General features: G+C 69.2%; 19 protein-coding genes and 2 pseudogenes. 5 read left to right on the top strand and 16 right to left on the bottom strand.

Annotation, left to right across the window (positions count from 1 at the left end):
* The 4 genes from MXD57_RS23765 to MXD57_RS32075 form a co-directional block, all read right to left on the bottom strand.
* Window positions 1-365, bottom strand: a 365-nt coding sequence (locus tag MXD57_RS23765; RefSeq protein WP_250403792.1) for a hypothetical protein, incomplete at its 3' end; no start/stop codon positions are given.
* On the bottom strand, window positions 362-973 hold the full coding sequence (locus MXD57_RS23760) for a TetR/AcrR family transcriptional regulator (RefSeq protein WP_250403791.1): 612 nt from the start codon (window positions 971-973) through the stop codon (window positions 362-364). The genes MXD57_RS23760 and MXD57_RS23765, both read right to left, overlap by 4 nt.
* Complete coding sequence (locus MXD57_RS23755; RefSeq protein WP_250403790.1) at window positions 966-1,793, bottom strand: alpha/beta fold hydrolase; 828 nt, start codon at window positions 1,791-1,793, stop codon at window positions 966-968. Before MXD57_RS23755 ends, MXD57_RS23760 begins: the two co-directional genes overlap by 8 nt.
* Window positions 1,794-2,224: 431 nt before the next feature.
* Window positions 2,225-2,608: a transposase gene (locus MXD57_RS32075; protein WP_374114743.1), complete on the bottom strand. Its 384-nt coding sequence runs from the start codon at window positions 2,606-2,608 to the stop codon at window positions 2,225-2,227.
* On the opposite strand from MXD57_RS32075, the gene MXD57_RS23745 reads away from it, so the two are divergent.
* A complete protein-coding gene (locus tag MXD57_RS23745) occupies window positions 2,546-2,764 on the top strand; it encodes a transposase (RefSeq protein WP_250403789.1) in 219 nt (72 codons plus the stop codon). The two genes, MXD57_RS32075 and MXD57_RS23745, sit on opposite strands and share 63 nt — an antisense overlap.
* Window positions 2,765-2,985: 221 nt before the next feature.
* Here MXD57_RS23745 and MXD57_RS23740 read toward each other — a convergent pair whose 3' ends face one another.
* From MXD57_RS23740 to MXD57_RS23730, 3 genes and pseudogenes are all read right to left on the bottom strand, one after another.
* A complete protein-coding gene (locus tag MXD57_RS23740; protein WP_250403788.1) occupies window positions 2,986-3,732 on the bottom strand; it encodes an SDR family oxidoreductase in 747 nt (248 codons plus the stop codon).
* A 68-nt stretch (window positions 3,733-3,800) separates the two neighbouring features.
* On the bottom strand, window positions 3,801-4,871 hold the full coding sequence (locus tag MXD57_RS23735) for an aldo/keto reductase (RefSeq protein WP_250403787.1): 1,071 nt from the start codon (window positions 4,869-4,871) through the stop codon (window positions 3,801-3,803).
* A 139-nt stretch (window positions 4,872-5,010) separates the two neighbouring features.
* Window positions 5,011-5,457 (bottom strand): annotated as a pseudogene (locus MXD57_RS23730) (SDR family NAD(P)-dependent oxidoreductase); the annotation flags it as partial.
* 315 nt (window positions 5,458-5,772) lie between these two features.
* Between MXD57_RS23730 and MXD57_RS23725 the strand changes: the two are divergent.
* Window positions 5,773-6,342 carry a TetR/AcrR family transcriptional regulator gene (locus MXD57_RS23725; RefSeq protein WP_250403786.1) on the top strand — a complete coding sequence of 190 codons (570 nt, stop codon included), beginning with the start codon at window positions 5,773-5,775 and terminating at the stop codon, window positions 6,340-6,342.
* A gap of 132 nt (window positions 6,343-6,474) precedes the next feature.
* On the opposite strand, the gene MXD57_RS23720 is transcribed toward MXD57_RS23725, so the two are convergent.
* The 3 genes and pseudogenes from MXD57_RS23720 to MXD57_RS23710 form a co-directional block, all read right to left on the bottom strand.
* Window positions 6,475-7,935 (bottom strand): S9 family peptidase, encoded by a 1,461-nt coding sequence (locus tag MXD57_RS23720; RefSeq protein WP_250403785.1) that lies wholly within the window; start codon window positions 7,933-7,935, stop codon window positions 6,475-6,477.
* 160 nt (window positions 7,936-8,095) lie between these two features.
* Window positions 8,096-8,577: pseudogene (locus tag MXD57_RS23715) on the bottom strand (transposase); the annotation flags it as partial.
* 593 nt (window positions 8,578-9,170) lie between these two features.
* The gene (locus MXD57_RS23710; protein ID WP_250403784.1) at window positions 9,171-9,974 is read right to left on the bottom strand and encodes a nuclear transport factor 2 family protein; all 804 of its coding nucleotides are present in this window, start codon (window positions 9,972-9,974) and stop codon (window positions 9,171-9,173) included.
* A gap of 130 nt (window positions 9,975-10,104) precedes the next feature.
* On the opposite strand from MXD57_RS23710, the gene MXD57_RS23705 reads away from it, so the two are divergent.
* The gene (locus tag MXD57_RS23705) at window positions 10,105-12,309 is read left to right on the top strand and encodes an ATP-binding protein (protein WP_250403783.1); all 2,205 of its coding nucleotides are present in this window, start codon (window positions 10,105-10,107) and stop codon (window positions 12,307-12,309) included.
* A 135-nt stretch (window positions 12,310-12,444) separates the two neighbouring features.
* A complete protein-coding gene (locus MXD57_RS23700) occupies window positions 12,445-13,725 on the top strand; it encodes a nucleotide disphospho-sugar-binding domain-containing protein (RefSeq protein ID WP_250403782.1) in 1,281 nt (426 codons plus the stop codon).
* A gap of 463 nt (window positions 13,726-14,188) precedes the next feature.
* On the opposite strand, the gene MXD57_RS23695 is transcribed toward MXD57_RS23700, so the two are convergent.
* The 4 genes from MXD57_RS23695 to MXD57_RS23680 all read right to left on the bottom strand — a co-directional run bounded on the left by MXD57_RS23695 (window position 14,189) and on the right by MXD57_RS23680 (window position 16,016).
* A complete protein-coding gene (locus MXD57_RS23695; protein ID WP_250403796.1) occupies window positions 14,189-14,467 on the bottom strand; it encodes a DUF3817 domain-containing protein in 279 nt (92 codons plus the stop codon).
* A 2-nt stretch (window positions 14,468-14,469) separates the two neighbouring features.
* The gene (locus MXD57_RS23690) at window positions 14,470-14,937 is read right to left on the bottom strand and encodes a DUF2269 family protein (protein WP_250403781.1); all 468 of its coding nucleotides are present in this window, start codon (window positions 14,935-14,937) and stop codon (window positions 14,470-14,472) included.
* On the bottom strand, window positions 14,934-15,254 hold the full coding sequence (locus MXD57_RS23685; protein WP_250403780.1) for a hypothetical protein: 321 nt from the start codon (window positions 15,252-15,254) through the stop codon (window positions 14,934-14,936). The genes MXD57_RS23690 and MXD57_RS23685 overlap by 4 nt, the downstream gene beginning before the upstream one ends.
* A 72-nt stretch (window positions 15,255-15,326) precedes the next feature.
* Window positions 15,327-16,016: a DJ-1/PfpI family protein gene (locus tag MXD57_RS23680; protein WP_250403779.1), complete on the bottom strand. Its 690-nt coding sequence runs from the start codon at window positions 16,014-16,016 to the stop codon at window positions 15,327-15,329.
* A gap of 198 nt (window positions 16,017-16,214) precedes the next feature.
* Here MXD57_RS23680 and MXD57_RS23675 point away from each other — a divergent pair, with 198 nt between their 5' ends.
* Entirely contained in the window at window positions 16,215-17,153 is a 939-nt protein-coding gene (locus MXD57_RS23675; protein ID WP_250403778.1) for a GlxA family transcriptional regulator, read from the top strand.
* A gap of 61 nt (window positions 17,154-17,214) precedes the next feature.
* Here the strand turns inward: MXD57_RS23675 and MXD57_RS23670 are convergent, their stop codons facing one another.
* Both MXD57_RS23670 and MXD57_RS23665 read right to left on the bottom strand, forming a co-directional pair.
* Window positions 17,215-18,684, bottom strand: coding sequence for a M28 family peptidase (locus tag MXD57_RS23670; protein ID WP_250403777.1), 1,470 nt, complete (start codon window positions 18,682-18,684; stop codon window positions 17,215-17,217).
* Window positions 18,685-18,823: 139 nt separating this feature from the next.
* Complete coding sequence (locus MXD57_RS23665; RefSeq protein WP_250403776.1) at window positions 18,824-19,996, bottom strand: ABC transporter permease; 1,173 nt, start codon at window positions 19,994-19,996, stop codon at window positions 18,824-18,826.
* Between the last annotated feature and the right edge of the window lie 6 nt (window positions 19,997-20,002).

Below are 20,002 nucleotides of genomic sequence, written 5' to 3'. Positions count from 1 at the left end.
TGGTGCAGCAGCCAACGCCAGCGGGGTTGTTCGAGCACTACCGACGTCGCGGCCAGCGCTGTCGCGACAACTGCCGCCCACGTGGGCCATGCGAACCACGGTGCCACGGCTGCGGCGGTCACTTCGAGGAGCACGAGCAGGAGCATCGCCGCGCCGGGAATCGCCACCGGCGGGTCGAACGGGCGGTCGCCGGGTGTCCCGACGACCGCCGGCAGTCCGATCAGCAGGACCAACGCGGCGATCGAGACTGCCCAGTCGACTTGGTGCAGCGCCCACGGGGTGGCCGTCCAGCCGATGAGTTCGGTCAGGAACCGCAGCCCGGCGGCGGCGTCGGTGCGGTTCGGGGAGTCGGCGGCCTGGGTCATGATCCCTCACGGGCATGGAGCGGCGCGGTGTCGGGCCCGCCGCCGGCGGCCTCGGCCTGCATGCCGCTGATGAGCGTGTCGACGACGAACTGGTAGCTGTCGGCGTTGTCGCGCTCCATCCGGAAGGCTTCGTCGTTTTCGAGGCCGACGAAGCCGTGGATGACGGTGCGCAGGGCTCGGACCGCGTCGATGGCGCGTTCATCGGTCAGCCCGAAGCCGGCGACCGCGTCGACCAGGATCTGCACCGCTTCGTGGGCCACGGCCTGGTGTTCCTCGTCTTCGGGGCGCGGGGCGCGGACGCTGGCGGCATACCGGCCGGGGTGCTCGAGCGCCCACTTCCGGTACGTCTCGGCGATCGCGCGGACCGCGTCCGGACCGGACCGGCCGACGGCGGCCCGAGTCAGGACGGCACCGATGTCACGGACGGCCTGGAGGCCGACGCCCCGCTGGAGGGCGTCCAGCGAATCGACGTGCTTGTACAGGGACGGTGTCCGCACGCCGACCCGCTCGGCCAGCAGGCCCATGGTCAGGCCGGGGAAGCCGACCTCGTCGGCGAGTTCCGACGCGGCCGCGATGACCGTGGCCCGGTCGAGTCCGGCCCTAGGCACGGGCCGTCTCCAGGAACGCGCGCACCAGGCCGACCACCGCCGTTGGGAATTGGACCTGCGGGTAGTGGCCCGCCCCCGGGAGCATCTCGAGCCGGCCGACGCCCTCCGGCAGCGCGGCCACGATGGCCTCGCCCTCGGCCTTCGGGTCACCCCAGTCAGGGTCGAGGGTGCCCATGACGACCAGGACCGGGCAGTGCACGTTGCCGAGCTGGGCACCGGCGTCGGCGGCGCTGTTCATCTGCTTCCGCAGGGCCTTCATCCGGCCCGGCTCGTGCAGCATCGCGTCGGTGCGCTCAAGACTCGCGGCCCAGTCCGCCGGGCGCGGCTCCGGGGTTGCGATCTCCAGGTACTTTCGCCATTGCTTGTGGCTGCCGAGCATCGCGACGGCCGAGATCGCCGTCGCGGCCTTGCGGTAGCGGGACACGCCCAGGGCGCTCAGCGAGTACTCCACCTTGCGGGTGAACGGCGCCAGTTCGACGACGGCGCTCACGAGCGTCGGCGCCTTGGCAGCAGCGATCGTCGCGGCACCGCCGGAGATGGAGTGGCCGACCAGCACCGCGGGACCGTCGAGGTGCTCGATCAGTGCGATCAGGTCGGCGGCAATGTCGGTGCGGGTGTAGGACGTCCACGTCGCGGTCGACTCGCCGCTGCCTCGCAGGTCCACGGCTGCGACCCGGTAACCGGCGGCCACCAGCTCCGGGACCATGAGCCGATAGGCGTCGCGGGTCTGGCCGATCCCGTGCGCAAGCACCATCAGCGGCCCGGAGCCAGTCACCTCGTAGGCGAGGGTGCCGCCTTCCACGTTCAGGAACTCAGTCATGTCGACCCTCCATGGCTAATGTCAATAGCTAAAAAGCTATTCGAAATAGCCGCGGCGGTCAAGGTCAGCGCGTGAGGATCCACGGCAGGCCCGGTGAGAAGCAGTTGTCCTGCCGGATGTGATCACTGGGCTTCCGCTGTTCAGGCACGGTTCCGGTGTCGTCGTGGGAGGGTTCGGGCAATCAGTCCGTCCTCGACTGTGCGGAGGTGGCCGGTGGCGTCGGTGGTGGGGTTGTTGGAGGGGCGGGGCTGCTGCCCGGGTGCGGATGGAGGCCTCAGTTGGAGGCGGACCGGTTCCTGCCCGAACTCGCCGCGGCCGAGGGGGTATGGGAGTGGCGGGTGATCGCTGGAGACGGCCGAGGCTCTGGCCGCCCACGGTGATGCGGCGGATGCCCCGTCGCCGCCGGGGAGCCGCGCGTGCGAGGCGACGGCTCATGAGCATGGCCTGCGAGAAGTAGATGAACGCCTCGCTGTTGCGGGCAGTGTCTTCTTCTTCGTCCAGGTGCCCAGGCGGCCGATGTGGCCGCCGTCGGCCCGCACGAGCGTGATCTTGTGGAACCGCGCCGCGCCCGCAGGTGGGGCAGCGTGACGCGGGGCGGTCTGGCGGTCGGTGACGTTCGCGGCACACACCGGCACGATCAGCAGCAGGCCCAGGCAGTCCGTGATGACACGCCGGCGCCTGCCGTTGATCTTCTTGCCGCCGTCATAGCCGCGCGTGGCGGGCGGGCGCCGAGGCGGCGTCGGCTGGACAGCATGGCCGGTGTCGCCCCGACTCCCCCGGACGCGGGCAACCTGCAGCGGCCGCGGCGTTACCACCGCGGCCTCCAGGCCGGCCGGAAGGTCCACGTGATCGCCGACCGGCACCCGGTCCACCGCAAGGCGGTCCGCGCGTGGCTCGCCGACAACACCGAGCGGATCGAACTCCACCTGATGCCCGGCTACAGACCGGAACTCAACCCCGACGAGACCTGAACGCGGACATCAAACGGCACGTCCACGCCTCACTCGCCCGCTCGGTGGACGACCTCGCCCGCGAGGCTGCCGCTTCCTCCACTGCCGCCAGCGCCAACCACACGTCGCCCGCGGCTACTTCCACGCCCGCCACGTCCGCTGCACGCTCCAGTAGGAAACCAGATCGTTTCGGATCAATAAGAACGCAGCGATCGGTCCCCTCCAGCAAATCCTCCTCATTCTCACAGCTGGGTTTCGCCGCCGTCCACGGCCAGCTCGATGCCCGTGGTGTACGTGGCATCGAAAGCGAGGAATGCGGCAGCCCTGGCGAACTCCTCGACGGTGCCGTAACGTCCCATGGGATTGCTTGCGATCCGCTCCTCCCTGAACTCGGATATGGCCTCTTTGGGCAAATTCATCGTTTCCAGAATCCCAGAGTCGATGGGGCCCGGGCTGATCGCGTTGACACGAATCCCTCGCGGAAGCAGCTCACCGGAGAACGTGCGGGCCATCGAGCGCAGCGCCGCTTTGCCGGCCGCGTAGACGCTCGTGTCCACCTGCCCGATGACGTTCGCGATCGAGGTGGTCAGGACGACACCGGCGTTCGGGCTCAGCAACGGGGCAAGGCTCTGCAGAGTGAAGAAGGCACCCTTGACGTTGATCGAGAACAATTCATCATACATTTCCTCGGTCGTCGACTTGAGAGGTGTGAGAAGTGAAATGCCGGCGTTCACGAACAGAGCTTCGACCGAACCGAACTCGCTCTTCACGCGGTCGGCGAGCGTGTCCAGGTCGGGCAGTGAGGCCACATCGCCTCGGAAGGTGACGGCATTTGAACCGAGCCGCTTGCCCGCCGCGTCGAGCTTATCCTGAGAACGGCCGGTAATTACTACGCGGGCTCCGCCTTGCACCAGCAGTTCCGCGAGCGCGAGTCCCATTCCGCTACTGCCACCCGTGATCACCACATTCTTGTCGCGGTACTGACTCATGCCGAGTTGCTCCGTTCAATTGTCGAAAGGTTGGTGATAAAGCCGGATTCTGCTTTTCCTGAGGCGGATCAGCGGCGGGTCTCGATCTTCATGTCACCTGTGGTGACCGTGCGGATGTGGTCGCTGGCGAGCAGTCCGTGCGGGTTGCCGAGGTCGATGGCGCTGACCTCGTCGAGGCGGGCCAGCTGGGAAGAAGTCAGGTCGACCTGCAGGGCGCCCAGATTGTCCTCCAGCTGCGCGGCCGTGCGGGCGCCGATGATCGGCGCCGTCACATCCGGGGAGTGCAGGGCCCACGCCAGTGCGACCTGGGCGGGTGTGCAGCCCAGGTCCGTAGCCACCTCCTTCACCGCATCGGCGATGGCGAGGTTACGGTCGGTGACCCATCCCAGGGCGGCGTTGAGGCTCTTGCGATTGCTGGTGCTTTCCCCGACGACCGGACCTGCCGGGTTCTGGTCCTCCCGGCTGTACTTACCGGTGAGCACCCCACCTCCCAGCGGGGAGAAGGAGACCACGGCCAGTCCCATCTCGCGTGCCATCGGGATCAGGTCACGCTCCGCGGTACGTTCGATCAGGCTGTACTCGATCTCCAGCGCGACCAGCGGCGACCAGCCCCGCAGATCGGCGATCGCCTGCATGCGCGACACCTGCCAGGCCGGGGCACTGGAGATCGCCACGTACAGCACCTTGCCCTGCCTCACCAGGTCGTCGAGGCCGCGCAGGATCTCCTCCACCGGCGTCCTGAAGTCCCAGACGTTCAGATAGAGCAGATCGATGTAGTCCGTGTCCAGCTGTCGCAGACTGGCTTCCACTGACGCCGACATGCTCTTGCGGTGCGTACCCCCGGAATTGGGGTCGCCGGGCCGGCGCAGCGTCGAGTACTTCGTCGCCAGCACCAGACTCTCGCGATTGCCGCGGGCGAACTCGCCCAGCAGCCGCTCGGAGCTGCCGTTGGTGTAAGTGCTGGCGGTGTCGAAGAAGTTGCCGCCGAGCTCCGTGTAGCGGTCGAAGAGCTTGCGTGCTTCCTCTCGCTCGGCGCCCCAACCCCATTCCGTGCCGAAAGTTGCCGCACCCAGCGCCAGTGGTGAGACCCGCAGCCCGGAACGGCCGAGCAGCCGGTAGGTGTCGAGAGTTAATGACATCAGACTTCTCCTGATAGTTGTGGTGCGTGGTATCGGGGGCCGGTGGCCGACATGCGTCCGTGTCGCAGACGCCGAGCCCGAACCCGCCTGCCACGGACACGTCCTGACCGGTGTCGTGGCCGGCGGCGTCCGACGCGAGGAAGGCGACGACTTCCTCGACCTCCTGGCTGGATCCGAAGCGCTCGAACGGGATCTTCGTGCGCATGACCTCCAGACCGCTCTGAGGCAATCCCACCTCGTCGAGGGGCGGAGTCTCGGTCGCCTTGGGACTCACGGCGTTGACGCGGATCCTGCGCGGGGCCAGTTCCAAGGCGAGCGAGGGCAGCATCGCCAGCAGGGCGCCGCGCGTCGCCACCCCCAGCGTGGCGCCGGGGCTGCCGAGTCGGGTTCCGACTCCCACCGTGAGGACGATTGCTCCGCCATCGTTCATGAGCGGAAGCGCCTTCTGGAGGGTGAAGTACTGGCCTTTGAAGTTGACGTCGACGTGCTCGTCGAACGACTCCTCCGTCACGTCGGCAACCGGCGCAGGCCGGAAGATCCCGGCGTTGAGGAATAGCACGTAGAGAGAGCCGAAACCTTCGGTCACCGTTGCCACGAGATCGTCGGCGTCGGACCGGATGACGAGCACGTCGCCGGGAAGCTCGGCCCGTGTCGCGCAAGGGAGTCGGGGTTCTGCCCGGTGACGGCGCCGCGGTAGCCACGGGCGTGCAGTAGTTCAGCGGTCGCTCTGCCGATTCCGGTCGTACCGCCGGTGATCAGCGCTGCGGGCATGGTGGGCCTCTCGTTCAGCGAGCAGGTCGCGACAAGCGGGGAGTACCCCGTTTTCGCTCACTGTACAGTACCGGGGACATCCCCGATTCGATCGCCCGCATCTCACCCACCCCTCTCGATCGCGAAGGTCATGACACCTCCACGAAGCACCCTGCGCGCCGACGCCCAACGCAACCGCCAGCACCTGATCGCCACCGCCACTGAGGCTTTCGCCTCCGGACAGGCGATCTCACTGGACGCGATCGCCAAACGCGCGGGCGTGGGGAACGCCACCCTGTACCGGCATTTCCCCACCCGTGAGGATTTGGTCGAAGAGGTCTACCGCGACCAGATCCGCCCGCTGCGCGATGACGCGCTCCTCCTCCTGGAAACCGAGCGGCCCGCACAGGCTCTGCACGCCTGGATGCACTGCTTCGCCGAATGGGCGGGCGAGCGGCGAAGCATCTGCGAAGCTCTGGTCGCCATGAGCGCTTCCGGACGCTTCGGCACCGGACCGGTCTGCGACCAGATTCAGCAAGTCCTGGGGATGATGCTCAAAGCCGGTGCCGAAGCGGGAGAACTGCGCAGCGACATCGATCCGGTCGACGTCGGCAGCATTCTCGCCGGCCTACTTTCCGTGGCCGGCGCTCCTGAGCAGCGCACTCAACTAGACCGCATGCTGAAAGTCGTCATTGACGGGCTTACCCCCAAGCATTCGTGAGAGCCGTCTTGACCAGGCTATGGCCAGGCTCTTGCCATGAAGCCGTCGAGGGTGCCGGATCGGCACTGAAGGCGCTTGGCCATGGCCGCTCCTCCTGCGCCTCATCGCAGGATCAGCACGCGGACCGGTCTTTCAGACACCCTGTAGAGCCGCGTATCTCCCGCAGGATTCACCCAGAATCGCCACTCGATCGGGGTCCGCGTAACCCTTCGCCACCGCCCATCGCACTCCGTCGACGAGGTCGTCGTGCATCTTGCTGACGAACTGTCCGATAGCCGCCCTGGCGAAGGCTTTGCCATATCCGGTAGAGCCGCGGAAGTTGACTTGGAGGACCGCGTAGCCGCGATTGGCGAAGAACTGCACGACGGGGTCGAAGCACCAGCTGCCCCGGATCCAGGGGTTGCCGTGCACGAGCAGCACCATGGGCAGCCGGTCCGGTTCGATCCCAACAGGCAGGGTCAGGTACGACGGTAGGGGCAGCCCGTCGCGGGCGGTGATCGTCACCGGCACCATCGGTGCCAGCTCCGCCGGGTCCAGGTTGGGCCTGTTCCGAAAGAGCATTCGGGCCTCGCCTGTGGCGTGGTGGTAGTAGAACGTTACGGGGTCGCGGTCGTGCGTGAAGGTGACCACCCAGTGCCGCTCGTCCAGGTCGGAGCCGAGGGCGTCGATGTCTCCGTCGTGGAGTTTCTCCAGGTTCTTGAGCACATCTGCGAAGTGCGGGTCGAGAGCGTGAATCACCTGTCGTTCGCCCAGGTAGCGGGCACCGATCAGTTCGCCGGTACTGCGGCGCCGGATGAGCGGTGAGGGCAGTTGAGGTAAGACTCCCGCGCGCACGTCGAGGTCGTAGACGGGGTGCGAGTCGACCTCGGTCTCCTCGCCGGTGCCGAGGTCGACCCGCACCAGGCGGGTCCGGTCGGTGCCACGGTTCGAGCCCACCCATACGCCGGTACCATCCGGCGTGATTTCCATCGGATAGATGCCCACTGGATGGTCCGTACCGTCGAACACGACAAGGGGCGGTGTCGCACCGGTCCTCCGGTTCCTGCGCGACAGCTCCAGGTTCCCATCGACCCTCGTCGTGCTCCGAAACACCATGCTGTTGCTGTACAGCCACCCGTGACCACCAAACTTCTCCACGACGATGGCGAGTTCGCCGGTGGCGATGTCCAGTTCCATCAGGTCGTACTCGGCAGGGTCCCGCAGATTGACCTGGATGATCGCCTTGTTCGGTCGTCCGGGAGGCAGGTCGATGTGCAGGACCCGTGTCAGTGAACCGGGTGTGAGGTCGACGGGCTCGGCATCGGGGGCGTGCTGATCGATGCGGTAGAGGTGCCAGCGCCCGTGGCTCTCCTGGTACCGGGTATAGAGCACCCATCGCGGATCGCTCGTCCAGTAGTAGCGGTGCACCCCACGTGCCTCGCGGGTGAGGCATCTGACGTCCTCAGGTGTGTCGATCCCCTCGATCCAGACGTTCGGCTGCCCCATCCAGGGCGCCAAGTACGCGATTTGCGTACCATCCGGCGACAGTGAGACGGCCGCACGAGCGGGCGGAGTGAAGAGTTCCGCGACGGGGACGGGATCAGGCAGTGCCATGTCCGGGCCTTTCCGGGATAAGCAGGTGTGCGACCGCGGTGCAGGCAGTGACATCCATCGGTCACTGATGGCAATGTCACTCAAGGACGGAACGTCCCAGAGTGATCTGTCCACCTCTGGAGCGTCCGGGCAGGGCGGCCTTCAGCCGGAGTCTGCGTCACCGCCGGATGCGCCGTCGCGCTTCCCGCCCGGGATCGCCTTCGGTCCCGTGTCCGGTCCGCTCGCCGCGGTCGCCCCCTTTGACCTGGCCTTCTCCGCCTCGGCGGCAGCCTTCTCCAAAGCGGTGAGGACGTCCTCGTCCCAGTGCGTGCCGGCCGCGCCGTGGTGGGCCCGGACGGTGGTGGAGTCGATGCTGACCAGGGACAGGTCCACCTCGCCCCGCTTCGCGGCCTCTGCGATCAGGCCTTCCATGAGGGCTTCGAAGACCCTGGCGTCACGCCACTGCCGGAACCGGTTGTGGACCGTCGACCAGGCGCCGAACTCCGTCGGCATCTCCCGCCACCGCCCGCCCGTCTTGAACCGCCAGATCACGCCCTCGAACTGCTGCCGAAGCCGCTCGGGATACGGACTGTACTCACCGATCGGCAAGTACGAGGCGATGAACTCCCCCTCCGCATAAGTCAGTTGCACTCGCTCACCCAAGATGGCCTACCAGTCCAGGGCCTGCCGCGAAGGCAACCTCGCAGACTGATCACGACCCAATCCCTAGCACCGTCGTCTCGCTGGCATGAGCCGTCCGAGCAACCGCCCGAATGCCGCCGTCATCCAAAATCCCGGCCTCGGCCCCCATCGTCGGCCGTCGCTGCCACTCGTCCAGCTGCTGGGACAACACCTGCAAGGCCACGGCGAGTTGGTGGCAGATCGATTCGGGGATACGCAGTACAGCAGCGCACTGAGGTGTGTTCGGGGCGCGTCGCTGTGTCTATCCGGCATGCACCCCTCTTGAGTCGCACGCGGACCTCGACTGACAGCCCTTCACCATCAGCTCACGGAGCCGGAGCCGATGTCAGTGGCTCCGGCCCCGTTGACCGGACCGTACCCGCGTGATTGCCCGGGCTCGATCTAGTCTGAACCACGTTCTGCCGGAGCCGTTCGGTGACGCACTGCCGTCCCCCACTCGTCGAAGCCGTTGGCCAAGAGCGGCACTCCCATGCCCTGGGTCGCCACGACGGTCAGGGACCGCCGCGAAGTCGCTTCAGCCGGGATACGGACCGTGTCCGAGTCCTTTGGCGGCCCTACGCCACCGCGGCGGCCAGGCGGGTCAACGACCCGTCGAGTGCGTCGGCGGAGGCGACCGGCAGTCGAGACACCTCTGCCGGGTGGGTGACGGCCGTCCAGTCGTAGGTCTGGGTAACCTCGGTGTGGCCGTCGTCGGTCGGGGTGAGTATCCAGGTGAAGCGGTGGCCTGCCGGGCGCTGGCCCGGTTGGCCGGGGGCCCAGGCGATGACCCGGTTCTTGGTGAAGGCTACGACGTGGTTCTCGATCCGGTAGTCGCCCATCTCGTCGTTGTGCATGGCCATGACGAAGGTATCGCCGACGCCGTCGACCGGGCGGGAGGTTTCGGCGTGCCGCAGGAGGCCGGTGGCGTCGAGTTCGGGGTGGCGGCGGGGGTCGCGGAGCACCGCGAAGATCCGTCCGGCCGGGGCGTCCAGGACACGGGAAACAGTGATGTGGGTCGGGTTGTCCGTGGTGACCGGGTCGGGGTAGAACCGGGCCCAGGCGATCCGTCCGTCGCGGGTGGTGAGTATCACCGGGCCGCGCAGTACGACCGTCGCCCCGGTCGGGGCGGTGCCCTGCCACTCCCACTCCGACCACAGCTCGTCACCGTTCTGGGCGTGGCGCAGGATCTCGGCCCGCACGTCGGGCAGCCCGGCCAAGATCTTCGTCCAGTTCGCGGCGACCTGGTCGGAACCGATGAATCCCTCGGCCGGCCGCAGCGGTCGTTCGGCCACGTAGTCGTCGGTGAAGCAGTCGGCGATCCGCTCCGGGATATGGGAGTTGATCGCCTCGCGCAGGGCCTCGAGGGTCTGGGGGAGCATGCTGTCGATCTCCTAGATCTGATTCGTTCTGTCACCCTCGAGCATGAACATCGGGGGGCTGCCCGACAATCGGACACCGCCTGGACACCGCCCGGACACCGCCCCGGCCCTGGAAGGCATAATCGATCCCGTGAACGATTCGTCAGAACGGGCGCGGAAGACGAGTGACTTCGCGGCCATGCTGCGTGACCTGCGGGAGGCCAGGTCGCTGACCCAGCAGGAACTGGCAACCGCCGCCGGATTGTCCGTTGACGCCGTCAGCGCCTTGGAGCGCGGGCGGCGGACCCAGCCCCAGCCTCACACGGTGCGGTCGCTGGCCTCTGCGCTGCAGCTCCGTGACACCGACCGCATGGCGCTGCTGTCCGCCCTGGGCCGGGCCGGGGACAAGTCCCTCGAGATGCCGCTCCGCACATTGACGCCCCGCTCGCCGTCGCCTCCGGCCGTCCCGGTGGTCGGGCGAGACGACGAGGTCGCCGAGATCGTCACCGTCCTTCGCGGCACGACGGGCAGGTTGGTGACGCTCACAGGTCCGGGCGGGGTGGGCAAGACCACCGTCGCGCTGGTGGTCGCGGATGTCGTGGCCGCCGATCACCCTGGCGGCGTGTACTTCGCCGACCTGACCGACGTCACCGACCCCGACGACGCCGTCGCCGTCATGGCCCGCGCCGCGGGATCCCACGCCGATACGGTGACCGGCCTCGCCGCGCACCTCGCGGGGACATCGGCCCTGCTCGTGCTCGACAACCTGGAACGCGTGACAGCCTGCGGCCCACATCTGATCGAGCTGCTGACCGCCTCCCCCGACGCAGTGGTCCTGGCCACCAGCCGCGTCCCGCTGAGGGTGCGCCGGGAACGTGAGGTGCGCATCGCCCCGCTCGGACAGGCGGCCGCAGTGCGGCTCCTCGGCGAGCGGCTGGCCGCCGCCGGCGCGCCACCGCCCGCCGGGAGCGCGGACGAGGATGCCGTCGCGGAGCTGTGTGGGCGGGCCGACGGACTGCCACTGGCCATCGAGCTCCTGGCCGCCGCGGCGGCCCGACTCGGGCCACGGGCACTGCTGGAGCGGGGCGAGCAGCTGACGAATCTGCCCGTGGCCAGGCCGCGGGACCTGCCCGCACGGCAACGCACCATGGCGGCCGCCATCGAGTGGAGCTCCCGGATGCTCGGCCCTGAAGCCCGGCGACTGCTCCCCCGGCTCGCCATGATCCCGGGCAGCTTCTCCCTCGACATCGTCGACGCGATAGCCGCGCCGCACGCGGCGGGTGCGATGGGCGCGCTCGCCGAGCTGATCGAACACTCCCTGGTCACCCGCGGCGACGACGCAGGGCTGGTCGCGCGGTTCCGGCTGCTGGAACCGGTCCGCCGGCACACGCTTGAGACGCTCGAACCGTCCGACCGGGAACAGGCCCGTCGAGGCGTGGCGCAATGGGCCCTGCGGGCGGCGCGGGAACACGGTGTGCGGATCCGGGGCCGCGGCGACATGACGGCGGTCGAGCAGGTCGAGGTCGATCGGCACGTGCTGCGCCTCGGCTTCGACCAGCTCGTCGACGCCGGTCGGCACGGCGACGCCGCCGAGTTGCTGTGGTCGATATGGCTGCCGCTGTGGATGACCGGGCACACCCACGAGGGCCTCGCCTGGACCGACCGCCTGCAGGAGAACAACCTGAGCGAACGGGGCCGGGCCCGCTGGCTGGTGGCACGCGCCGGGTTCAACCGCGTCGCCACGGACCTCTTCGCCACCGCGGAACGGGCAATGCGGCTGGCCGAACGGATCGATGACGCCTCCCTGGCCGCGGAAGCGGCGATCTTCGCGTCGGCGGCGGCGCTGCGCCTGGAGGACTTCGATCGTTCGGGTGCTCTGCTGGCCAGGGCCGAGGTCCACGTGAAGGAACGCCTCGACGTCGAACACGACGTGTGGGCAGCCGTGCACGTACCCATCGGCTGCGGAGACGGCGCGCTGCTGCGCGGTGACCGGTCCGCGGCGGCGCAGCACTGGCGGACTGCCGCAGCCACGGCGCAGGAGCTGGGCAGCGGGTTCTCGGTGGCCGCGGTCCTTGTTGAGTGCGCGCATGCCGCCCGCGGCGAAGGACGCCTGGACGACGCGGCCGTGATGCTCGCTGTCGCTGGCGAGCTGGCCCCCCGACAGGACGGGCACCGGCCGCAGGCACACCTGGCGGGCGTGGCCGCGGCCCTGGCGGCCGACCTCGGTGACGTGACGTCGGCGAAGTGGTGGGAGGGCGTGGCAAGGTCGGCCGCAGCCTCGTTGGACGCCGATGAACTTGGCGAGCGGCTCCGGGAGCTCCTCCGGCGTGCCGACACCGTGGCCGGGCGAGGCTGAGCTCGGCCGTCCGCCCGTACCGGGGGTGTCCGGTCGGTGTCCGGTGGTCTCCCCCGAGCGGGGTGGCAAGGATCGGGTTCATCAGGTCGGCCGCGAGAACGGCCGACCTCCGCCGACTCCGAGGAAGCCCTCCCCATGACAGCCGCACCCATCGTGCTCGCCGCGACCCCGCTCACTGGTCACATCCGGCCGGTCCTGAAACTCGCCCGCCACCTCGTCGCCGCCGGACGGCGCGTCACGGTCGTCAGCGGCAGCCGGTTCGCGCCGCAGGCTGCAGCGGCGGGGGCGGCGTTCGTCCCGCTGGCCGGACCGGCAGACTTCGACGACCGCCACCTCAATGAGCTGCAGCCGTGGCTGCACGAGCTGGCACCGGGTCCGGAGTTCCTGCAGGCCATGTTCGGCTGGTTCACCGACATGGCGCCGACGCAGAACGCGGTGCTGCAGGAGGTGTTGGCGGAGCAGCCGGACGCCGCAGTCGTCCACGAGGCCGCTTTCTACGGGACGTGGCCGCAGCTACTGGGTGCTCCCGGGATCCGACCGCGGCGCACCGTCGGCCTCGGAGTGTTCCCCCTGACCCTCAGCGGCGCTGAGCTGACGATGATGGGGCCTCCTCCGCCGCGCGCCGGGCTCGACGTGCGGGGAGCGGCTGCGGCCTTCAACGCCGAACTCGCCGCGCAACTCGCCAGCGCCACCGCGCACGCCCAGCAGGTCATGTCGGTCCTGGGCGCAACCGCCACGCTGCCGGTGATCAGCGACGCTCAGGTCCTACTCCCCGACGTGTTCGCTCAGCTCACCGTGCCATCCTTCGAGTACCCCCGAGTCGACGCACCCCCGACGCTGCGGCTGGTCGGGGCCCTGCCGCCCGAACCGCTCACCGCATGGGAGCCGCCCTCATGGTGGCCTGAGCTGTCGCAGCGCCGGGTCGTCGCGCTCACTCAGGGCACGGTCGCCAACCACGACCTGACCGACCTCGTCCAACCGACGCTCGACGCGCTGGCCGACGAGGACGTGCTCGTCGTGGCAGCGCTCGGCGGCCGCGAGATCGTCCACAGTGACCTGCGCGTGCCGCCGAACGCGTACATCGAGTCCTTCATCCCGTTCGACGCGCTGTTCCCGCTGGCCGACGCCGTGGTCACCAACGGTGGGTACGGCGGCGTACAGCTCGCTCTCCACCACGGCGTGCCGCTCGTCGTGGCAGGCGGCAGCGAGGACAAGCCCGCGGTGGCCGCCCGGGTTGCGGACTTCGGCGTCGGTGTCGACCTGCGCACCGGCCGACCGGAGACCGCCGCGGTCGGGCAGGCCGTCCGGCGGGTGCTGGACGAGGCGGCGTTCCGACGCCGGGCACGGGAATTGAGCGCGGACTACCAGGCAGCCGAACCGGTGCGCGCCATCCTCGACATCATCGACGGCGCGTGACATCTCCGATCATCCCGGTCTGCCGTGGCTCGTCCGACCTCGTCGACGGTGACTCGCATACCGCTCGCCACGGTCCCGGCAGTGTGGACGCGGGCGCGCACCGCGTAACGGGGCTCTGGCTTCTGAGCACCCTGGGGACCCTGGCTGTCCCATGTCCTTGATCGTTCCCCGGCCGTGCCAAACCACGTTGCCTGGAGCGCTGTCGCGGGAGAGGCACAGTGCGTGGGAGTTCCCCGCGTACATCCCCTGCCCTGCCGCCCAGCAGTGCACTCGATCGCGGAGGACAAAAGTGAGGTCTCCCAAACGAGCTCGTGGATGGTCGGCGTGGCGCGTCGAGACCATGATCGTGATCACAGCGGGGCTGTTGGCGCAGAGCACCGAAACGGTGCTGGATGTCCTGTGTGAGCGCGGCAGTCGTGGTCTGCCATGTGAGGAACGGTAGCGACAGATGTTCAACTCGCAGTCATGTCTGCTGGCCTACGGCCGCATCGCCACGGTCGAGCAGCCGCAGCGCGAGCAGCCCACCGACGCCCGGCACGAGGGCTGCGATGTCGACGGCCGGGGCAGGCTTGAGGCGCCATGTTGCGATCACTACGAACAGGTACGCGCAGCCGTGTGTGGGGCCCATCACGGACGAGATGGGCTTGAGATGGACGGTGAACACGTTGGCCAGCATCACGATCAGGGAGATCAGCTCGGCGTGAGCTGCGATGCGCAGGTGGCGCGGTGAACGCGGATGCATGGTCACGCTCCTGTGGTCGAGCCGGGGCGGATGATCATCAGGACGGTGACAGTCGCCCAGAGGAGGTTGAAGATGCCGGTGGCCAGGGCGAGACGGCCCGCGTCTGCGTGCGCCAGCGACGGCGTCTCGGCCGTGCTCACCGTGTCGGTCAGGGCACGGTCCTGACCGGGCAGGATGAGCAGGATCAGGACGCCGGCGGCCGCTGCGGTCAGCACGATCGAGGTGATCAGCCAGGCGTCGCCGAGGACACCGAGGCTGCTGGCTGTGGCAAGGCCGAACATGGGGACCGCGATGCCGATGCCTGCGTAGACCCTGCAGATGCGGTGCAGCGTCTGCAGGGTCGTGCGGGTGCCGTCCCGGTCGCTGGCCGTACGGCGCAGCGTCCCGGGGAACATGCTGGCAGCAACGGTGACGGGGCCGACGGCCAGGATGGCGGCCAGGACGTGCAGGGACAGCAGAATCTCGGTCACGCCTGGTGCTCCACGGCCGCCCGGCGCTCGCCGGTGACCATCGAGGCCGGGAGGCGACCGGCCTTGGAGGTGCCGTTGAGCGTGTCGCCGTCCACGGTCACGTCGAAGGCCAGGTTGAGCCGCATGGGCATGATGATGGCCTGCTTCCAGGTGAGCCGGCCGCCGTCGAAGGCGATGTCGCTGAGTGGTACCTCCTCGCCGGTTCCGTGAGCGACGCCGGTCAGGGTGCCGTCGTTTTGCCTGCGCAGTTCCACCACGGTCTCGATCTTGCCGATGGGGGTGGAGATGGACAGGTTCCAGGTGCCTTCAACGGGCATGGTGATGCTCTTTCTCGTGATGCGATACAGGCGTGAGGGGCGGGCCCGCGGCGGTGGGTGCGGGCCGGGGGCTCAGAAGGTGGCGGGAGTGGGGCCCTTGGCGCGCCAGATGGTGCCGCGTCGCTCGTAGGCGAAGAGTTCCTCGACGGCGTGCGCGATACGTGGGCCGACCTCGCGTTCCAGCAGGTACAGGCCGAGATCGAGTCCAGAGGTGACGCCGGCGCCGGTGATCAGGTCGCCGTCGTCGACGACACGGGCGCGTACCGCGTGCGCTCCGGTGGCGTCCAGCATGTCCAGGCCCGTGTGGTGCGTGGTGGCGTGTCGCCCCTCCAGCAAGCCGGCCATGGCCAGGACGAGCGAGCCGCCGCAGACGGTGGCGACGGTCACGTCCGGGGCGTCCATCGCCTGCTTCAGGAGCGCGGGCAGCTCGGTGGTCAGCGTGCGGCCGAGCAGCACGGGGATGAACTCGCTCTGCTTCCACTCACCGGTCCCCGCTTCCTCCTCCGGGACCTCGCCGGGTTCGCCGACGCGGCCGGAGGCGCCGGGCACCAGGATCATGTCCGCACGTTCCGGGTCGAGTGCGGCGGTGGCGCGCAGTACCAGCCCCCCGGTACCGCTGATCACCTCGCGAGGCCCCTCCGCGGAGGCCAGTTCCACGGTCACCGCTCCCTCCGAGGCTGTGCCGCCGGCGTACAGCACCTCGTAGGGGGCGATGACATCGAGCGGGTCGAAGCCGTCGAACAGGCTGATCTGGACGTGCATGGGGTCGTTCCTCCGGGATCGGGTTTGCTGCGTCGTGGTGAAGCCAACCGGCTGCGGACTCGATCGCCCAGAGGCAGGAGTGACATGTTTCAACGGAAAATTGCCATACCCTTCTACGGGCATCAAACCTGGTGTCACATGGGCGTACTGGCATCTTGGCCCGGGATTCGTCGTGCTTCGAACAGATAGGTTCCCGCCATGCACACCATCGCCGTTCTCGCGCTGGACCAGGTGATCCCGTTCGACTTGTCCACGCCTATCGAGGTTTTTACCCGGACCCGCCTGCCCGACGGGCGGCCCGGCTACCAGCTGCGGGTCTGCGCAGAACGCAACGAGATCGACGCCGGCGCCTTCACCCTGCGCGCGCCGTGGAACCTGGAGGGCTTGAAGAACGCGGACACGATCGTCGTGCCGGGAATCGCCGACCCCACGGCCCCGCTCCCTCCTGCCGTACGCGACGCTCTGAGGTCGGCCGCCGCGTCCGGGACACGGATCGCCTCGCTGTGCGTGGGCACGTTTCCCCTCGCGGCCACCGGTCTTCTCGACGGGCTGCGCGTCACGACCCACTGGCGTGCGGCAGACCTACTGGCCGCCCTGCACCCCGACGTCACCGTCGACGCGGACGTGCTCTATGTCGACAACGGCCAGTTCCTCACCTCGGCAGGCGCCGCCGCCGGCATGGACCTGTGCCTGCACATGATCCGTCGTGACTACGGCTCGGCCGTCGCCGCCGATGCCGCCCGTCTTTCCGTGATGCCACTCGAACGCGAGGGCGGACAGGCTCAGTTCATCGTCTACGACCATGCCCTCCCCCCGCAGGGGTCCGAGTTGGAGACGCTGCTGACCTGGCTGCGCGAGAACCTCGCCCGCGACCTCACCCTGGGCGACATCGCCGCGCACTGCGGAACCAGCACCCGCACCCTGATCCGACGCTTCCGCACCCAGACGGGCACCACCCCGCTCCAGTGGCTCCACCGGGCCCGCATCCGCCAGGCACAACACCTGCTGGAGACCACCGAGCACTCCGTCGAACGCATCGGCCACCAGGTCGGATTCGGCTCGCCCACCGCCTTCCGCGACCGCTTCAAACGCACCACCGGCGTCAGCCCGCAAACCTACCGACGCACCTTCAGCTGACTCGTGATCATTCTCCTGAATGGTCATCTGTGAGAATCCTTCCGCGGCTTGGGGCGCGCTGTTACCGGGTGGTGGCGCGGAGTGCGGCGTGGGAGGCGGTGGTGCAGATACCCAGGGCCGTGGTGCTGATGTTGGTGAGGGTGTCGCCGGGGGCGTGGTACTGGGGGTCGAAGGGCTGGCCGGCGACGCCGCCGAAGACGGCGGCCTCGTGGTCGTCCTTGAGGCGCGCGGGGGCACTGTTGACGGTGTCGATCCCGGCGACCGGGATGCCGGCGTCCAGGAAGGGTACTTGGTCGGACATGCCGTCGATCGGGCCCTCCAGCCAGGGTCGGCCGACGGCAGCGAGGTGGTCGGTGTAGTGGCGCTGCGGGCCGTCGCCGTAGACACTGATGACGTAGTTGGGGGCAGCGACCATGTCGGTATTGAAGTAGCCGCGGACGAGTCCGAGCGGTTCGGTGGCGACGAAGTGCCGAGAGCCGCGCATCCCGTCCTCCTCGCCGCCCCACCAGCAGAACTGGGCACGGCGTCCGGCGCGGGCGGCCAGGGAGAGGGCGAGGTCGAGCAGGAGCGCGGAGCCGGAGGCATTGTCGTCGATGCCGGGGCCCGCTGGGACACTGTCGAGGTGGGCTCCGAAGAGATGGCGGGGGGCGGTGATGTCGGGCGGCACGGTCAGGACGTTGAAAGTGTCGACCTGGCGCTCTCGCAGTTCGAGATCGACACGCACTGTCGCGCCCCCGGCATCCATGTCCTGCCGCAGTGCGGTGGCGGCACTGGAGTAGACGGCGGCAGCCGGGGGCAGGCTGATGTCCCCGGGGGCGTCGAAGGACAGGCCGATGAGAAAGTCGAATTGGTCGAGGTAGAACAGCACCGCCGAGACGCCGGCGGCGCGGGCGTAGACCAAGGCTTGGCGGGCCATGGCGGTCTGGTCGTCCGCGATCCGCTGGTGGACGGACGGTCCGCCTCCTGTGTGGCAGCCAGTGCGGCGTTCCTGCCGGGCTCCGCGCAGCGTGTTCGGGCGCAGTTGCAGAAGCGCCACCTTCGCGCGGGCGTCGATCCCCTCCCAGCTGTCTGCGGCGTCGCCGAACGGGTTGCGCGGGACGACGAGTTCACCGATGTGTCCGCCGTCGGGCGACGCCGCCAAGCCATGCGCCGGGAAGTGGATCACGTCGCGCCGCCGCGGGCGGATCTGCTCGACGGTGTCGCGTACGAAGTCCGTACGGACGTAGCCGAAGTGCTGACGCCGGGTGCGCAGGCCGGCCGCGTGGAGCCGGTGCTCCACGTAGCGGGCGGAGTACTCGAAGCCGGGCCGGCCGGCCGCCCGGTCGCCGCCGTGCCGGGCGGCGACGGCGTCCAGTACGCGCAGGTGCTGCCGCACCCGCTTGCCCGCGCTCTCCACAGGCGGGCAGGTGGGTGTGGCACCGTACGCCTGCCCGCCGAGGGCCGTCGAGGCCACGAAGCCCGTGGCTATCGCGCCCAGCGCCCCTCTCCGGGATATCCCCTGTGGCTGCTGATGCGAGTGCATCGATGTCATCGGGCGTTCCTTCCGGTCACTGATGGTTCGCTGAGGGATCGGGCGAGGACGGGGGACGCCGGGCGGGCTCCGGGGAACGGGAGTTCCCGGTGAGCCTGCTCGGGGGCAGGAAAGGGGAGGGCCGTGGCGTGTGCCGGGATCAGGCCCCGGACAGCGCCTCGGTCGGGGGCAGTCGGGAGGCCCGTACGGCCGGGTAGAGCCCGGCCAGGGCGCCGATCGCGAGGGTGGCGACAAGGCCGCCGGCCATCGCCCAGACTGGGACGACGGCCGGCCAGCCCTGAGAGAAGGCGTAGACAGCGGTGACGGCCGCCCCGATGACGACTCCGGCGATCCCGCCGATGCCCGCCAGCAGCTGGGACTCCGCGAGGAACTGTGTGCGAATATTGCCGCGCCGTGCGCCGAGAGCGCGGCGTAGGCCGATCTCACCGCGGCGTTCCAGGACGGAGATGACCATGGTGTTGGCCACGCCGACCCCGCCGACGAGGAGGGCGACCCCGCCGAGGCCGAGCATCAGGCCGGTGAAGGCCGCATCGGTGGCGCCCTTGGCGGCGAGAGCGTCCGAGGGGCGGCTGACGAGCACTTCGGTGGGTGCCTCGGGGTTGACGGTGGCGGCGAGGACCTCGCGCACCGCGGTGACGGCGCTGTCGGTGGTGCGGACGTAGAGCGTGGTGGGGTGTCCGTCGAAGGCGAGATGTCGCTTGGCGATGTCCCAGCCGACGAGTGCGCTGTCGTCGAGCTCGGGTGCCAGGGCCACCTCGTCGAGGACGCCGACGACGCTGAACCACTGGCCGCCCAGCCATACCTGGGAGTCGGGGCTGATGCTGCCGATGCCCAGCCGGTCGGCGGCGCCTGCGCCAAGCACAGCGGCCGGATACCTGGAGGTGGCGGAGTTGAGCCAGCTGCCGCGGGCGAGGGTGCCTCCAACGGTGTCCAGGAGGTCGAGGCGGGCGGCCCGGACGCTGATGCTGCCGTTCTCGGCGGCCGGGATGCGGTCGTTGCGGTAGACGTACGCCTTGACCTTGCCGGTGCCGGTCGCGGATTCGACCGGGGCGATACGGCCGACCATGTCGATGGAGCGTTCGGGGAGCTTGGCCTCGCCGCCGCTGAAGGTCCGGCCGGGGGTCGCGGTGAGGAGGTTGGTGCCGAGGCGGTCGAGGGTGCGCTGCAGTTCGGCGTGGCTGGAGGTGGAGATTCCCACGACGCCGATCATCGCCGCGATGCCGATGGCGATGCCGAGCGCGGACAGGAAGACCCGCAGCGGGCGGGCTCGCAGTCCGAAGGCTCCGACGCGGACGATGTCGCGCGTGTTCATGCGAGA

This window comes from Streptomyces cellostaticus (genome assembly GCF_023630175.1).
In the GTDB taxonomy this organism is placed as follows: Bacteria; Actinomycetota; Actinomycetes; order Streptomycetales; family Streptomycetaceae; genus Streptomyces; species Streptomyces cellostaticus_A.
The sequence above is the reverse complement of the archived record's forward strand: the minus strand, read 5'-3'. Positions and strand labels throughout refer to the sequence as shown.

What these genes read in the sequence shown, in the direction of transcription:
- MXD57_RS23665 (WP_250403776.1), bottom strand. Translation starts at nt 19,996, where the DNA reads ATGAACACGCGCGACATCGTCCGCGTCGGAGCCTTCGGACTGCGAGCC.
- MXD57_RS23695 (WP_250403796.1), bottom strand. Translation starts at nt 14,467, where the DNA reads ATGCATCCGCGTTCACCGCGCCACCTGCGCATCGCAGCTCACGCCGAG.
- MXD57_RS23740 (WP_250403788.1), bottom strand. Translation starts at nt 3,732, where the DNA reads ATGAGTCAGTACCGCGACAAGAATGTGGTGATCACGGGTGGCAGTAGC.
- MXD57_RS23735 (WP_250403787.1), bottom strand. Translation starts at nt 4,871, where the DNA reads ATGTCATTAACTCTCGACACCTACCGGCTGCTCGGCCGTTCCGGGCTG.
- MXD57_RS23680 (WP_250403779.1), bottom strand. Translation starts at nt 16,016, where the DNA reads ATGCACGTCCAGATCAGCCTGTTCGACGGCTTCGACCCGCTCGATGTC.
- MXD57_RS23755 (WP_250403790.1), bottom strand. Translation starts at nt 1,793, where the DNA reads ATGACTGAGTTCCTGAACGTGGAAGGCGGCACCCTCGCCTACGAGGTG.
- MXD57_RS23725 (WP_250403786.1), top strand. Translation starts at nt 5,773, where the DNA reads ATGACACCTCCACGAAGCACCCTGCGCGCCGACGCCCAACGCAACCGC.
- MXD57_RS23670 (WP_250403777.1), bottom strand. Translation starts at nt 18,684, where the DNA reads ATGACATCGATGCACTCGCATCAGCAGCCACAGGGGATATCCCGGAGA.
- MXD57_RS23720 (WP_250403785.1), bottom strand. Translation starts at nt 7,935, where the DNA reads ATGGCACTGCCTGATCCCGTCCCCGTCGCGGAACTCTTCACTCCGCCC.
- MXD57_RS23685 (WP_250403780.1), bottom strand. Translation starts at nt 15,254, where the DNA reads ATGCCCGTTGAAGGCACCTGGAACCTGTCCATCTCCACCCCCATCGGC.
- MXD57_RS23745 (WP_250403789.1), top strand. Translation starts at nt 2,546, where the DNA reads ATGGCCGGTGTCGCCCCGACTCCCCCGGACGCGGGCAACCTGCAGCGG.
- MXD57_RS23675 (WP_250403778.1), top strand. Translation starts at nt 16,215, where the DNA reads ATGCACACCATCGCCGTTCTCGCGCTGGACCAGGTGATCCCGTTCGAC.
- MXD57_RS23700 (WP_250403782.1), top strand. Translation starts at nt 12,445, where the DNA reads ATGACAGCCGCACCCATCGTGCTCGCCGCGACCCCGCTCACTGGTCAC.
- MXD57_RS23710 (WP_250403784.1), bottom strand. Translation starts at nt 9,974, where the DNA reads ATGCTCCCCCAGACCCTCGAGGCCCTGCGCGAGGCGATCAACTCCCAT.